This is a genomic window from Lentzea atacamensis, from assembly GCF_003269295.1.
GTDB lineage: Bacteria > Actinomycetota > Actinomycetes > Mycobacteriales > Pseudonocardiaceae > Lentzea > Lentzea atacamensis.
Genome location: NZ_QLTT01000001.1, coordinates 1,515,827 through 1,529,704, shown reverse-complemented (window position 1 = coordinate 1,529,704; position 13,878 = coordinate 1,515,827). Strand labels below are relative to the sequence as shown.

At 71.0% G+C, this 13,878-nt stretch carries 15 protein-coding genes; 8 read left to right on the top strand and 7 right to left on the bottom strand.

The genetic code is table 11. The features are described 5' to 3' along the window. Positions 1–66: 66 nt before the first annotated feature. The 4 genes from C8D87_RS07260 (at position 67) to C8D87_RS07245 (ending at position 4,524) form a co-directional block, all read left to right on the top strand. On the top strand, positions 67–438 hold the full coding sequence (locus C8D87_RS07260) for a YchJ family protein (RefSeq protein WP_407656898.1): 372 nt from the start codon (positions 67–69) through the stop codon (positions 436–438). After that, on the top strand, positions 438–1,115 hold the full coding sequence (locus C8D87_RS07255; protein ID WP_112225995.1) for a hypothetical protein: 678 nt from the start codon (positions 438–440) through the stop codon (positions 1,113–1,115). Before C8D87_RS07260 ends, C8D87_RS07255 begins: the two co-directional genes overlap by 1 nt. A 119-nt stretch (positions 1,116–1,234) precedes the next feature. Beyond that, positions 1,235–3,661 carry a hypothetical protein gene (locus tag C8D87_RS46815; RefSeq protein WP_211337274.1) on the top strand — a complete coding sequence of 809 codons (2,427 nt, stop codon included), beginning with the start codon at positions 1,235–1,237 and terminating at the stop codon, positions 3,659–3,661. After that, positions 3,658–4,524: a carboxylesterase family protein gene (locus C8D87_RS07245; protein ID WP_215732205.1), complete on the top strand. Its 867-nt coding sequence runs from the start codon at positions 3,658–3,660 to the stop codon at positions 4,522–4,524. Before C8D87_RS46815 ends, C8D87_RS07245 begins: the two co-directional genes overlap by 4 nt. Here C8D87_RS07245 and C8D87_RS07240 read toward each other — a convergent pair. Continuing rightward, positions 4,508–5,506, bottom strand: coding sequence for a GDSL-type esterase/lipase family protein (locus C8D87_RS07240; RefSeq protein WP_112225993.1), 999 nt, complete (start codon positions 5,504–5,506; stop codon positions 4,508–4,510). The two genes, C8D87_RS07245 and C8D87_RS07240, sit on opposite strands and share 17 nt — an antisense overlap. A gap of 81 nt (positions 5,507–5,587) precedes the next feature. Between C8D87_RS07240 and C8D87_RS07235 the strand changes: the two genes are divergently transcribed. Both C8D87_RS07235 and C8D87_RS07230 read left to right on the top strand, forming a co-directional pair. Next, positions 5,588–6,550: a GlxA family transcriptional regulator gene (locus tag C8D87_RS07235; protein ID WP_233441956.1), complete on the top strand. Its 963-nt coding sequence runs from the start codon at positions 5,588–5,590 to the stop codon at positions 6,548–6,550. Next, entirely contained in the window at positions 6,550–7,170 is a 621-nt protein-coding gene (locus C8D87_RS07230; RefSeq protein ID WP_109635987.1) for a DJ-1/PfpI family protein, read from the top strand. The genes C8D87_RS07235 and C8D87_RS07230 overlap by 1 nt, the downstream gene beginning before the upstream one ends. Here the strand turns inward: C8D87_RS07230 and C8D87_RS07225 are convergent. Beyond that, positions 7,156–7,800 carry a response regulator gene (locus C8D87_RS07225; protein WP_109635989.1) on the bottom strand — a complete coding sequence of 215 codons (645 nt, stop codon included), beginning with the start codon at positions 7,798–7,800 and terminating at the stop codon, positions 7,156–7,158. The two genes, C8D87_RS07230 and C8D87_RS07225, sit on opposite strands and share 15 nt — an antisense overlap. Then, positions 7,797–8,855, bottom strand: a complete 1,059-nt coding sequence (locus tag C8D87_RS07220; protein ID WP_170166336.1) for a sensor histidine kinase — start codon at positions 8,853–8,855, stop codon at positions 7,797–7,799. The genes C8D87_RS07225 and C8D87_RS07220 overlap by 4 nt, the downstream gene beginning before the upstream one ends. Positions 8,856–8,954: 99 nt before the next feature. On the opposite strand from C8D87_RS07220, the gene C8D87_RS07215 reads away from it, so the two are divergent. Both C8D87_RS07215 and C8D87_RS07210 read left to right on the top strand, forming a co-directional pair. Further along, positions 8,955–9,815, top strand: a complete 861-nt coding sequence (locus tag C8D87_RS07215) for an ABC transporter ATP-binding protein (protein ID WP_112225990.1) — start codon at positions 8,955–8,957, stop codon at positions 9,813–9,815. Then, positions 9,815–10,630: an ABC-2 transporter permease gene (locus tag C8D87_RS07210; protein WP_112225989.1), complete on the top strand. Its 816-nt coding sequence runs from the start codon at positions 9,815–9,817 to the stop codon at positions 10,628–10,630. The genes C8D87_RS07215 and C8D87_RS07210 overlap by 1 nt, the downstream gene beginning before the upstream one ends. Positions 10,631–10,956: 326 nt before the next feature. Here C8D87_RS07210 and C8D87_RS07200 read toward each other — a convergent pair whose 3' ends face one another. Genes C8D87_RS07200 through C8D87_RS07185 form a run of 4 tightly spaced genes read right to left on the bottom strand, consistent with a single transcriptional unit; the run spans position 10,957 to position 13,875 of the window. Further along, positions 10,957–12,012, bottom strand: coding sequence for a molybdopterin-dependent oxidoreductase (locus tag C8D87_RS07200; protein WP_112226320.1), 1,056 nt, complete (start codon positions 12,010–12,012; stop codon positions 10,957–10,959). Continuing rightward, positions 12,009–12,608: a methyltransferase gene (locus C8D87_RS07195; protein WP_112225988.1), complete on the bottom strand. Its 600-nt coding sequence runs from the start codon at positions 12,606–12,608 to the stop codon at positions 12,009–12,011. The genes C8D87_RS07200 and C8D87_RS07195 overlap by 4 nt, the downstream gene beginning before the upstream one ends. Next, a complete protein-coding gene (locus C8D87_RS07190; RefSeq protein ID WP_112225987.1) occupies positions 12,605–13,240 on the bottom strand; it encodes a TIGR04282 family arsenosugar biosynthesis glycosyltransferase in 636 nt (211 codons plus the stop codon). Before C8D87_RS07190 ends, C8D87_RS07195 begins: the two co-directional genes overlap by 4 nt. Then, positions 13,237–13,875 (bottom strand): glycosyltransferase family 2 protein, encoded by a 639-nt coding sequence (locus C8D87_RS07185; protein ID WP_112225986.1) that lies wholly within the window; start codon positions 13,873–13,875, stop codon positions 13,237–13,239. The genes C8D87_RS07190 and C8D87_RS07185 overlap by 4 nt, the downstream gene beginning before the upstream one ends. Positions 13,876–13,878 lie beyond the last annotated feature (3 nt).

Here is a 13,878-nt window from a genome sequence, read left to right as displayed (position 1 = left end):
AGTCAGTCTTGACAAGGTGTACGTACGTGGTGCGGCATCGGTTCTAACGGGTTCACCAGGCACAATGTGTGCGTGAACAACAAACTGTGCCCCTGCGGTACCGGCCAGTCCTATGTGGACTGTTGCGGCGCGCTGCACGCCGGTGCCCGCACCGCCGCCACCGCCGAGCAGCTGATGCGTTCGCGCTACAGCGCTTTCGCCGTGTCCGATGAGGACTACCTGCTGCGCACGTGGGCCGCGAAACACCGTCCCGCGAGCGCGGGGATCGACGCGACCGACCGCTGGTTGAAGCTCGAAATACTGGCAACTGAGAACGGCGGACTTCTCCAGAACGAGGGCGTCGTCGAGTTCCGCGCGCACTACGTCGGTGGCGTCGTGCACGAGCGGAGCCGGTTCATCAGGGAGAACGGCCAGTGGGTCTACGCGGAGGCCCTGTGATGAGCACTCTGAAGGTCGAAAGCCGGTTCAACGGCCCGCCCGGGATGGGCAACGGCGGTTACTCCGCCGGTCTGCTCGCCGCGCACGTCGACTCGCCGGTCGTGAGTGTCCGTTTGCGCAAGCCCGTGCCGCTCGACCACGAGATGGAGGTCCGCGGCGGTGAGCTTTACGACGGCGAGACCCTGATCGCGTCCGCCGAGCCGGCCACGCTCGACCTCGGCGTACCCGCGACTCCGACGCTGGACGAGGCCCGCGCGGCCGCCGCGAAGGTGCCGTGGCGCGACAAGCACCCGTTCCCGACGTGCTTCGGCTGCGGGCCCGGCCGGGAGGACGGCATCGCCGCGCTGCTCGGCCCGCTGGACGGCAGGAAGGAGTGGGCCGGCGTCTGGCGGCCGGCGGGCGTGCTGCCGAACGACGGGGTGCACGTGCTGCCGGAGATCGTCTGGGCGGCGTTGGACTGCCCATCGGCGCAGCCGGTCGCCCCCGACGGCGGTCCGGCGTTCGTGCTGGGCACGTTTGTCACCCAGTTGGAGCAGCCGGTGGAACTGGGCGTGGACCACGTGCTCATGGCGTGGGAACTTGGCCGTGACGGACGCAAGGCATACTCCGCGTCCGCGATCATCGGTCCTGACGGAGTGTGCGGACGAGCGCGCGCCGTATGGGTCTCGATCGGATGACGCCAAATAACCCGACTGGGTGACACGCGTGCGCTGCGCCTTGATAGCGTGCACGACCGTTGCCCGATTAAGCCGAAAGGGCGAGTGAACGGGATGGCACGGAGGTGATCAGGCGCTTGATGGGCCGACGTGCCGCCGCCCACGGCGACCAGCAAACGCAGACCCAGAGTTCGGGGCACTCCACGAACACGGCTCTGCAACCCGTCGAGCAGCCCCCGGCAGCATCGCCGCCGCCGGAGCCATTGCCGCAGAGAACGCCGTTCGCGGCGAACTTCGTCGGCGCGACGCTCGTCGTGTCCGCTCCGGAAGGACCGAGCCAGGCCGCGTCCGGCCTCGCCCGCACCCTTCCGGTCGACCGAGGCCGCACCGTGGTCGTGGTCGACTTCCCGAGCGGCGACCAGAGCACTTTCTGGCCTCACGTCGTGACCGCTCTCGGCGGTCGCGGCCCGATCCGGCTCGCGGTGTCGCACGCGGGCACGATGCGCCCCACCGCGCCCGCGCAGTGGCTGGCCGAGCAGCTCCAGGCCGAGGTCGTGGCGCCGGACGGCGTGCTGACCACCGTGCCGGGCGCCGCGTTCGTGGTGGGCACCCAGGGCTACGGCAGCTGGGTGCGGTTCCAGCCGAACGCGTCGCCGATGCCGTTCGGCCGCCGCTTCCCGGTGCCGCAGTGGGAGGCGATGGACCCGAACTCGCCGTGGCCGACCGGCGAGATCGGCATCTCCGAGCCGATTCCCGCCGGGTTGTGGCTGCGCGCTCAGCAGCCGCCGTTCGATCCGGCAGCCCAGGACTCGCGTCCGATCGTGGCGCTGCCGTGCCGCGAGAACGTGCTGACCGTCGTCGTCGGTGGCCCCGGCCAGTCGTCGATCCCGACGGACGAGGTGTGCCGGTTGCTGACCGCGCTGCCGCAGGCGGCCAGGTCGCGCGTGCGGCTGGTGCCGTACGGCGTCGACGCCGGTCTCGGGCAGCTCGTCGCCGACCAGCTGGGCGAGCCGATCTCGATGTTCACCGGCCTGCCGGTGGGCAACCTGCGCACGGGCGGGCCCGCGGTGATCGCGGTCGACCCGCGCGGGCAGCAGACGTGGCGGCCGTTCGTGACCGAGGTGCAGTGCTCGCCGCACGAGACGGTGCCCGCCGTTTCCGGCTACCGCTCGCCCGTGCAGGGGCTCTCCGAAGTCGAGCCCGGTGTGTTCTCTCTCGGCGACGGTGTTGTGCTCGAGGTCGTGCCCTCCGGTTTGTGGGTGCGTGAGCACGACGAGCCGTACAACGCGGCCGAGGTGCGCTCTCAGCCCGTTGACCCGGAGTGGGCGCGTCTGACCGTGGGCACGCCTGGCCGCACCACGCCCGGTGCGGTTGCGGTGCACGGCGCTGCTCTTGTGGAACGCCTTGAGCCCGAGGTGCGCAAGTTGCTGCGTGTCGTGTTCTGCGACGCCACGGTGTCGCCGCCCACGCCACCGCCTCCGCCTGCTCCTCAGCACGCCGCACCCGCCCACGCCGCGCCTTCGTTCGGCACGCAGACGACCGGCAACCCGGCGGCGATCGCGGCGGCACTGGGTGCGGCCGCGCAGGCGTTGTCGGCGCGGGACTCGTCGGACAACGGCACCGGCTTCTTCACCGCTGTCACCCCGGTCGAGCCCGAGCCCGCCTACGCCGGCATGCCGCCCGCCGAGCCCGCCACCGTCACGGTGTCGGCGCAGGACGTGGCGGACGCCGAAGAGGCGGCGTTCCCGTCGTCCGACCCGGACGCGGCCGCCGTCCGGTTCCGGGTGGACGGCCCGTTGCCGCCGCAGCCGCTGGCCTCCTGGGAGGTTCCGGCTCAGAGCAACGGAGAGCGCGAGACGGTCCTCCCGGACCACGCGAGCTCGGACATGGAACGCGACGCCGTCCGGCGGGCACTGGGCGAGCGTTACGGCGTGCACGCGGCGACCGTCTGCCGCCTGCTCGCGCAGCGTCCGGACGCGGAGGAGGACCCGGCCGCGTTCGAGGCCATGGTCACCGACCTCACCGCGTTGCTGGCGTGCGTGTCGCAGGACGAGGAAATGGTCGTCGACACGCTCCGCATGGGCCGCCTCGGCCGCCTTCGCCCGTACGTGGCGTGCATCGTGTCGGGCCTGAACCGCCTGCCGGTGCACAACGGCGTGGCGACGGTGTGGGGCGCCAGCGGCCCGACCGGCCCTCGCCGCTATCGCTCCGGCGACGTGCTGGTGGAGCACGGCCTGCTCGACGCCATCGCGAACCCGGTCCAGCGCATCGAGGGCGCCACCGAGTACCTGCTGTGGTCGGTCACCGGCCGCCGGGTCGAGGTGGCCGACCGCGTCGCCGTGGCCACCGAGGAACGCGTGCTCTTCCCGCCCGGCACGGCTTTCCGCGTGCTGGCGGTCGCCGAGGCCGAGGGTGATCACCCGCAGCAGGTGCTGATGCAGGAGATGGCCGGTGCCGCGGCGGACCAGGAGATCGCGGCGCTGCGGCCGAGCGTTCTCTCACAGCTCGAACGGGCGGCGGCGAACCTGCGGGTCCTGCCATCGCACCAGGTGTCGGTGGAGGCTTGAGGCCTCACCTCGGCATCCGTTACGCCGAACCCGCGACCGGCTCGCTGCGCTTCTGCCCACCGGTGGACTGCGACGGCGAGCCGGCCGGCGAGTTCGGCGACTCGCACACCCTGAACGTGTGGTCCACGGTGGAGTTCGGAGCGCCGGTTCTCCTGTGGGTCCACGGTGGTGCGAACACCGTCGGCTCATCGGCGCAGCCGGAGTACGCGGGTGACGTCCTCGCGCGCCACGGCATCGTCTTCGTCAGCTGCAACTACCGGCTCGCGGTCGACGGCTACGGCGCCCTGGAGGGGTTTCCGCACAACCGCGGGCTGCTCGACGTCGTGTCGGCGCTGAGGTGGATCCAGCGCAACATCGCGCGGTACGGCGGAGATCCGGGCAACGTCACGGTCGCCGGGCAGTCGTCGGGGGCGCAGACCGTCGCGAGCCTGATGGTGATGCCGGCGGCGAAAGGCCTGTTCCACAAGGCGATCGCGCACAGCCTGGCCGGGCGGTTCTTCACCCCCGGCGAAGCCGTCGAGGTGCAGCGGGCCGCGGAGCCGGAAGTCGTGCTGTACCAGCCGATCGTGGACGGGGACACGCTGCCGCGTTCACCGCTGGAAGGCCCGTACGACGTGGATCTGCTGGTGTGCCACACGGCGGACGAGGACCCCGAGCTGTTCCAGCGGCCCACGACGCGGCTGGCGGACGAGCACGGGCGGGCGTTCCGGTCGATCTACGCCCGGACGCCGGCGCATCACGGCGCGGACGTCCCCGACATGTTCCGCGGCGACATCGCGTGCGCGTGGGCGAGGTTCGCGCACGACGGTGATCCCGGCTGGCCGCGGTCCGAGGTGAAGCGCTGGCTCAGCTCTCCGTGCTGAGGCCGAGCGACCCGTCCAGCCGCGGCACGCACGCGCCGTCGCGCTTGTCCGTCGCGAGGAACTCGGTGAGGCACCGGCCGAACTGCTGGTGACCGAGGGCGTTGGGGTGGAACGACTCCTGCAGCGCGTGTGAGGAACGCTTCTCGTTCTTCAAGCCGTCCCAGTCGACCGTCAGCCGCGTGAACCACTCGGTCTCCGGCTTGGCCGCGCACGCCTCGTGCCCCTCACCGGCGCGCGACAGGTCCAGGAACCGGGCGTTGACCTTCTCCGCGGCGGTGCGCAGCCCGTTCGACAGCTCCGGCACCGCCTCCTCGACGACCCACTCCAGGTCGCTGGTGCGCAGCGGGCAGCCGGAGAGGTTCTGCAGCGAGCGGGGCATCTTCGGCGTGACCGGCGCCGCGTACGACTGCACGACCAGCTGGTAGTCGGAGTCGAGGTAGCCGGAGTCGCGCATCGTCTGGCGGATGGCGCTGAGCGTGTTCTCGACCTTGGGCACCATCCGCCGCACGCGCTTGGTCCACTCCGGCGCCGCGGCCGACGTGCAGTCGCTGCGCTTGCCCCATGCCTCGAAGCACTTGTTGAGAATCTCGGAGAAGCGCGGGTCGTCGTTCGCGCCGATGGCCACGACGATCGCGGTGACCCGGTTCGCTCCGGCGATCCTGCGCAGCCGGGGCAGCTGCTCGTTGCGCAGCTTGTCCGAGTTCGCGCCGGAACAGGCCAGGTTGATCTTCTGGTCCGCCTCGATCCTGGCCTTCATGATCGACGCCTCGGTCGAGCGGTGGCACCAGTTGCCGCCGTCCTCGCCGTTGGTGCCGGGTTCGTAGCTGCCGGCGCCCTCGCCGGACATCGTGCTGTCGCCGAGCGCCACGACCGCGGTCCTGGACTCGCGATCCGGGTCTGAGGGCGGTGGGAACGGGTGGTCGCTCACGACCAGCAGGATCGTGAGCAGGCCGATCACCGCGAGGGGCAGAACTTTGCGCATCGCGGGCCACTTTACCGGCGTGGCCGAATGCGAGGGGGATCTGGCGTTGCCGCCACCAGCGCGGATGAGGAAAGTGGAGGTGTGGGGAATCTGAGGGAAATTGTTGTGGTCGGTTACGACCGCACGGCGTTGCTGGATCTGGCGGGGCCCGTAGAGGTGTTCCAAGCAGCGAACCACGGCCGCGAGCGGTACCGCGTCACGCTGGCCACGCTCGGGGGCGGCCCGTTCACCGCGACCGCTGGGGTGCGGATCGAGGCGGGAGCGGACCTGCGCACGCTCGACCGCGAGATCGACACGCTGCTGGTCGTCGGCGGCTGGGGGTACGACGAGGCCGCGGCGGACGCGGTGCTCACGACCAACCTGCGGCGGCTCGCGCTCAAGTCGCGGCGCGTCGCGGGTGTGTGCACGGGTGCCGTGGTGCTGGCCGGCGCGGGGCTGCTCAAGGGCAAGAAGGCGACCACGCACTGGGCGTTCACCGGTGAGCTGGAGAACCGCGGGGTCGAGGTCGAGCCGGACGCGATCTTCGTCTGCGACGGGCAGGTCGCCACGTCGGCGGGCGTGACGGCGGGTATCGACCTCTCGCTCGCCATGGTCGAGCAGGACCACGGCCCGGCGCTCGCCCGCAGGATCGCGCAGTACCTGGTCGTCTTCCTGCAGCGTTCGGGCGGCCAGTCGCAGTTCAGCGTGCACACCCGGTCGCGGCCGGTGTCGGACGGCTCCCTGAGGGCGTTGCTCGACGACATCCACGCCGATCCGACCCGTGAGTGGACGGTGCCCGTGATGGCGCGCAAGGCGATGATGAGCGTGCGGCACTTCGCGCGCGTCTTCTCGCGCAACGTGGGGATCTCGCCCGCTCAGTACGTCGAACGAGCCCGCGTCGAGGCCGCAGCCGACCGGCTGGCGAGCACCGGCGACTCGTTGGACCTCGTCGCCCGCGAATCGGGGTTCGGCTCCGCCGAGACCCTGCGCCGGGCCTTCCTGCGCGTGCTCGGCGTGTCGCCGGGCAGCTACCGCGCCCGTTTCCGGACAACTGGGGTTGCCTGATGGACGTCACTTTCGTGCTCTACCCGAACATGACCGCGCTCGACTTCGTCGGCCCGTACGACGTGCTCGCCTCGATGCCGGGCGTCTCGCCGCGGTTCGTCGCCGCGACGCTCGGCCCGGTGAAGTCGGACAACGGGCTGTCCGTGGTGCCGACCGACACGTTCGACACGCTGAAGTCGACGGACATCGTGGTGGTGCCGGGCTCCAGCCACTGGCGTGAGCTGCTGAAGGACTCCGGCGGCATCGTCGAGTGGCTGCGCGAGGTGCACCCGACCACGAAGTGGACGACGTCGGTGTGCACGGGGTCGACGTTGCTCGCGGAGGCCGGGCTGGTGTCGAAGGCGACGACGCACTGGGCCGCCCGCGAGGACCTGGAGGTGCGCGGCGTAGAGGTGTCGACCGATCGGGTGGTGTTCGACGGCAAGGTCGTGAGCGGGGCGGGCGTGTCGGCGGGCATCGACATGGCGCTGCGGCTGGTCGAGGCCGAGTTCGGCGAGATGGCCGCGCAGGCGGTGCAGGTCGGCATCGAGTACGACCCGCAGCCGCCGCGCGACTACGACTCGATCCCGGACTCGGTGGCGCAGGGCCTCAAGGCCGCGTTCGAGTCACGTCAGGCCTGACTGGACGGCGAAGACGACGAGCTGGGCGCGGTCTCGCGCGCCCAGCTTCACCATCGCCCGCGACACGTGCGTCCGCACGGTCGCGGGCGAGATCACCAGCGTCGCGGCGATCTCGTCGTTGGAGGCACCGGACGCGACGTGCCGCATGATCTCCCGCTCGCGTTCGGTCAGCTTGTCGAGGTGCGGTACGGGCCTCGCCGACGCGCCGGACGCGAACCGGTCGATCACCCGGCGCGTCACGGACGGCGAGAGCAGCGATCCGCCGTCGGCCACCACGTGCACGGCGCGCAGCAGGTCGGTCGGGTCGGAGTCCTTCACCAGGAACCCGGACGCGCCGGTCCGCAGCGCCTCGAAGACGTACTCGTCGAGGTCGAACGTCGTGAGCATGACGATCCTGACCTCCGCGCAGGCGGGATCGGCCGAGACGCGGCGCAGCACTTCGAGCCCGTCCATCAGCGGCATCCGGATGTCGAGGAACACCACTTCCGGCTTGATGGACTGGATCAGCGACAGCGCCTCACGCCCGTCGGCGGCCTCGCCGGCGAACTGCACGCCGTCCTCGGTCTCGATCAACGTCCGCAGTCCCATCCGGACCAGCGGCTGGTCGTCGGCCACCACCACGCGAATCATGACGGCAACGGTATCCGGGCGATCACCGCGAATCCGTCGTTTCGCGGACCTGCCTCCAGGGTGCCGCCGAACGACTCGGCGCGCATCCGCATGCCGGTGATGCCGTGGCCTTCGGTGAGCGGACCCGGTGTGCCGGTGTCGGCGATCTCGACGACCAGCTCGCCACGCACGGCGTACACCCGCACGGACGCGGTGACGCCGGGGGAGGCGTGGCGCAGCACGTTGGTCAGCGACTCCTGCACGATCCGGTAGACGCCCAGCTGCAGGTTGCCGGGCAGCTCGACGTCGTCGAGCTCGACCGAGACCTCGAGCCCCGCCTCGCGCATCCGCGCCGCCAGCGCAGGGACGTCGGCGAGCGAGATCGTGGGCCGCAGCGGAGCCGAGCCGCGCAGGGTGTCCAGTTCGGACCGCAGGCCGTCGAGCGCTTCCCTCGACGTGTCGCGGATCGCCTCCAGTGAGGCGCGCGCCTTCGCGGGATCGGAGTCCAGCACGTACAACGCCACGCCCGCCTGCATCGCGATGACGGACAGCCCGTGGCCGACGACGTCGTGGACCTCCTGCGCGAGCCGCAGCCGTTCGGAGATGACCGCCCGCTCACGAACGTCCACAACGGACTTCCTGCGCAGCTTCATCAGCACACCCGCCGCGGCGGGCAGCAGGATCCAGCCGGCCGACCAGGTGATCCACGACGTCACCGAGTCGTTCCACCACGGCAGGATGACCAGCGCGTACAGCAGGGCGCACCCGGCGGCCAGCTCGATGCTCGCGTACATCGCCACCGCGTACATGGCGGCGACACCGCTGACCAGGATCGGCCCGAACGGGTAACCCAGCGCCAGGTACACCGCGATGGCGGCGGTCGTCATCGCGAACGTCCACAGCGGACGGACCGAGCGGAACAGCAGGCCCGTGGCCGCCAGCGTGATGAGCAGGTGGGCGAAGACGTCGAGCGGTGCTCCGTCCTGCAGTCGCGCGGCGAACCTCGTGCCCGCGAGACCGAAGAACAGCAGCGCCACCGTCAGCGCCACGTCCTGCCACTTGATCCTGAACTGCATGGTGCCGACGATACGACCGGGGGCGTACGCAGATGTGCGTATCTTCATGACGCTCCGCAGCGGACGACCCGGCGCTCTCCACGGCCCAGTGTTGAAGCCATGATCGTGACGACGGAGAAGCTGACGAAGCGCTACGGCGACCGCGCCGTGGTGGACGAGGTCAGTCTGTCCGTGCGGCGGGGCGAGGTCTACGGGTTCCTCGGTCCCAACGGCGCGGGCAAGACGACCACGATCCGCATGCTGCTGGGGCTCGTGCGGCCCACCAGCGGCACCGCCTCCGTGCTCGGCGAGGCGCCGGGCACCCCCAGGGCGTTGCTGAAGGTCGGTTCCCTGATCGAGGGACCGGGTTTCTACCCGTACCTGTCCGGCCGCGACAACCTGCGCGTGCACGCGGCTCGCCGCGGCGTGGGCAGGCCGCACGTCGAGGCCGCGCTGGAACAGGTCGACCTCGTGGGCGCCGCGAACGAGAAGTTCCGCCGGTACTCGCTCGGCATGAAGCAACGGCTGGGCGTCGCCGCGGCGCTGCTCGGCCAGCCGGAGCTGCTGATCCTGGACGAGCCGACCAACGGCCTCGATCCGGCGGGCATGGCCGACATGCGCGATCTGGTGCGCGCGCTCGCGTCCCAGGGCCAGACGGTGCTGCTGTCGAGCCACCTGCTCGGCGAGGTCGAGGAGATCTGCGACCGGGTCGGCGTGATCTCCCAGGGCCGGCTGGTCGCCGAGAGCACGGTCGAGCAGCTGCGCGGCGACACCGTGCTGCTGATCCGTGCCGACCCGATCGAGAAGGCGCACGTGCTGATCGAAGGCAGCTCGTTGCACGGCGATGTGTTGCACGTGCGCGAGACGGACGCCGGTTCGCTGGTGCGCACGCTCGTCCACGCCGACGTGGACGTGCAGGAGGTTCGGCCGCTGCGCCGGACGCTGGAAGAGGTCTTCTTCGAGATGACGGGAGTGGCGTGATGGGCAGCGTCAAAGCGGAGCTGCTGCGGCTGTGGAAGTGGCCGGCGACGTGGGTGCTGATCGGCGTCTGGCTGGTGATGACGCTGACGTTCGGCTACCTGTTCAACTACCTGGCTCTGAACGGCGGCACGAACACCCGTGATCTTTCGCAGCAACAGCTGATCAGCGCGATGCAGCCGGAGAACGTGGGCGCGGCCGTCGTGCGCGGCCTGCCGATGTTCGGTGGCGCGATCATCCTGGTGCTCGCCGCTCTGGCGGTGGGCAGCGGATACGGCTGGGGCACCTGGAAGACGACTCTGACCGCCGGTCCCCGCCGGATCTCCGCGATGGCGGGCACGCTGGGTGCGCTGGCGATCATCGTGGTGCTGCTGGTCGCCTTGACGTTCGTCGTCAACCTCGGCGCGGCGATCACGGTGGCCTCGGTGGAGGGCTGGGACTGGAGCCTGCCGGGCGCCGGTGTGCTGGAGCCGCTGGCCGCGTCACTGCTGATCGCCGCCATGTGGACGGGGTTCGGCGTGTTCCTCGGCGTGGTCACCAAGGGCCCCGCGCTGGCCGTCGGCCTCGGGCTGATGTGGGCGATCGTCACCGAGAACCTGCTGCGCGGTGTCGGCTCGCTGCTCGGGCCGGTCGAGTCGCTGACGAAGGTCCTGCCCGGTGGCTCGGCCGGCAACCTGGCCGGCGCGGTCGGCGGATCCGGTGCTCCCGGCGTGCTGACCGACCTCGGTGGAACCACCGCTGCGCTGTTCCTCGTTGGCTACGTGGTGGTGTTCCTGGGAGCGGCGACGCTGCTGAAGGTGCGCCGCGACCTCGTATAGGGCCACGACGGCCCAGGTGACGGCCAGCACGACCGCGACTCCGGTGGGGTAGTCGCGGTCGTGCAGGCCGGGGTTGACCGGCCCGCTTTGCGCGCGCCACAACAACGGGACCGCGAGCAGCGTGACGACGCCGGAGATCGTGAGGCCGATGCCGATGGACGCTCGTTTGACGATCAGTCCGGAGGCGCCGACCAGCGGGGCGATGAGGAAGTCGTGGAGGACGACGCCGCCGCCGAGCCAGATCAGCAGTTCGACGGTGATCTGGGGGAGCAGGAGCCAGGCGCCCCACGCGGCCAGCCCTACGCCTGTTGCGCCCAGCAGGATTCTCACAGGACCTCCAACGACGTGACCCACTTCGTCTGCAGCACGCCAGGCCGGTTCGGTGCGATGAGCCGGCAGGGATAACCGTGGTCCGGGGTGAGCTCCTCACCGTCGAGCCTCAGCGCGAGCAACGTCAGCGGGTCCCGGGCGAACGCCTCGGGCAGCGTGGTCGCCCGGTACAGCCCGTCCTTCTCCAACGACTCCACCCGCACGTCACCTCCCGTCACCAGCTCGGAGATCCGCACGCCGGTCCACGTGGCGTTCTGGCTCCACCCCTCGACGCACGCGATGGGCAGCTCGACGGTGGTCTGCGGCATCGCTCTGAGCTCCGCCAGCGAGTAGCTCTTGTCGTTCACCTTCAGTCGCCAGTCCGGTGGCACCACGATGTTCGCGGCCTTCGCCGTCCGGTTGACCGGGAGCTCGCCGTCCGATCGCCAGGCCAGCACTGAGATCTTGCGCAGCCACGGCACCGTGACACCTGCCGTCGCGACGACCGCGACACCCGTGGTCAACGCGGTGGCGCGCAGGAAAGCCCGGCGGGACAGGATCGTCTTCTCGGTGGACTCCGGTTCGAGCGAGCGCCGGACGACGGGGATCTTCACCGCGATGTGGAGAAGCAGGGCACCGATGGCGATCCACGCGACCGCGTAGTGCGCGGTGGGGAAGTAGAACGACCACGGGTAGTTCTGCGCCGCGTTGAACAGCCCGGTCACCAGCTCGAAGAACGAGGCCGCGATCAGCACGAAGATCGAGCCGCGTTCCAGCGCGTGCGGCACGTTCTTCACCAGCGGCCGCTCGAACAGCTTCGGGTAGACGCTCCACAACTTGGCCAGCAGCAACGGGATCGACGCGACCCCGGAGATCACGTGCACGCCCTGCGTGACCCGGTAGAGGTCGACCGGCCGGGTCGGCCACGGCCAGTCGTGCTGCACGCCGTGGCTGAGCAGCCCGGTGACGAAGCACAGTCCGAACGTGATGCCGAGCCATGTACCCACTCGGCTGGTCACGCCGGTGTGGTGGGCGGGTGCCTTGAACGTCGGTGCTTTGTCGGGAAGTTTCACAGCCGCTCCCAGCACGCGAACCAGCGGCCGGCGCGTTCGGCCTGCCACAGCAGGAAGAACCCGTCGGCGGTGAGGGACTCCGCGTCGCTCCAGGCCCACGGGAACCACTTGCCCAGCGTGCCCCCGGTGCGCACCCGGGCCTGGCCGATCGTGAGGCCGGAGCCCGGCTGCTCGACCTCGACGACGACGGTTCCGCTGGGGCGCAACAGTTGCCTGGCGCGACGCAGGAGTGCGGCCGGATTGCCGCCGATGCCGATGTTGCCGTCGGCGAGCAGCAGGTGGTGCCAGCGGCCTTCGCCGGGCAGGAGGTCGAACACGTCGCGGCGGATGGCGACGCCGCCGCGTTCGGTGGTGCGGCGGATGGCGACGGGGGAGACGTCGATGCCGAGCGCCTGGACGTTGCGGGCGAGGAGGGCGGCGACGAGGCGGCCGGGGCCGCAGCCGACGTCGAGGGTGGGGCCGGTGCAGGCGTCGAGGAGGATCTCGTCGCCCTCGTCGGCGTCGGCCTGCCAGCGGGCGACGGAGAGCTCGCGGGGGCTGGTGCCGGCGAGGTCGAGCCAGCTGGGGTGACCTTGCAGGGCCTGGTCGAACATCATCGGCGCACCGCCGCGATCTCGGTCAGCGTCGCGGCGAACCGCCCACCCGGTACCTGAGCGGCGACCGCGCGAGCATCCACCATCGTGTCCACATCGGACAGAATCGGCAGCGTCCGCACCTTCATCCCCAGCAGCGCGGTCAGCGTTCGCACGCCCGTGTCCGTCCGCGACATCGGCACGTCCCGCAGCACCTCCGCCCGCAGCGGGTCCCGCAACCCGAGCGCCCACCATCCGCCGTCCAGCGCGAACCCGAGCGCCGCCTCCTCGAACTCCGCGCACGACTCCAGCAGCGACGGCGTCACCTGCGGTGTGTCCATCCCGATCTGCAGCACCGGCAGCCCGAACCGCGCGACGTCCGCGTGTGCGTGCACCAGGCGATCCGCGAACGTCCAGCCCCGCTGCGGGATGACCACGCACTCCGCCAGCGCGTCACGGACGTCGTCGCGCCGCACCGAGCCCGCCAGCGCCACCACCGGCACCGCGCCGGGTGTGGCCAGCGCGGCCGAGAGCGTGTCGAGCAACGACGCCGCCGCCACGTCCGCTGCTTCCTCCGGCGTCAGGGGCGGGCACAGCCGTGTCTTCACCTGGCCGGGCACCGGTGACTTGGCCATGACCAGCAGGCAGAACCTCATCGCAGCACCCCCGCCATGTCGCGGGCCGCCCGCAGCGTGCCGCGCACCGAACCCGACACCTTGGACCGCGTCCCGGCCGCCCGGGGTCCGTAGGTCACGGCGACCTCGCGCACGCGCCAGCCGGACGACGCGGCGCGGACCAGCAGTTCCAGCGGATAGCCGAACGCCCGGTCCTGCACGTTCAACTCCAGCAACGCCGAGCGCCGGCACACCCGCAGTGGCGCGATGTCGTGCACGTCGAGGCCGCGGCGGCGCAACAAGCCGGCGATCACGGCGTTGCCGGCCCGCGCGTGCCAAGGCCACACGCCCGCGTTGACCGGCACCCGCCGGCCCACCACCAGGTCGGCGCCGGGCATCAGCGCCGCCATCGTCGGCAGCTCACCCAGGTCGAGTGAGCCGTCGGCGTCCGCGAACGCCACGAGATCGGAAGTGGCCGCGAGCAAGCCGGTGTGCACGGCGGCGCCGTAGCCGCGTCGTGGCTCGTGCACGACCAGGGCGCCACAGGACTCGGCCACTGAAGGAGAGCCGTCGGTCGAGCCGTTGTCGACGACGATCGCGCGGTATCCGCGAGGCAGGGAGGCGAGGACCGCGGGTAGTGCGGCGGCCTCGTCCAGGCAGGGCAACACGACATCCATGTG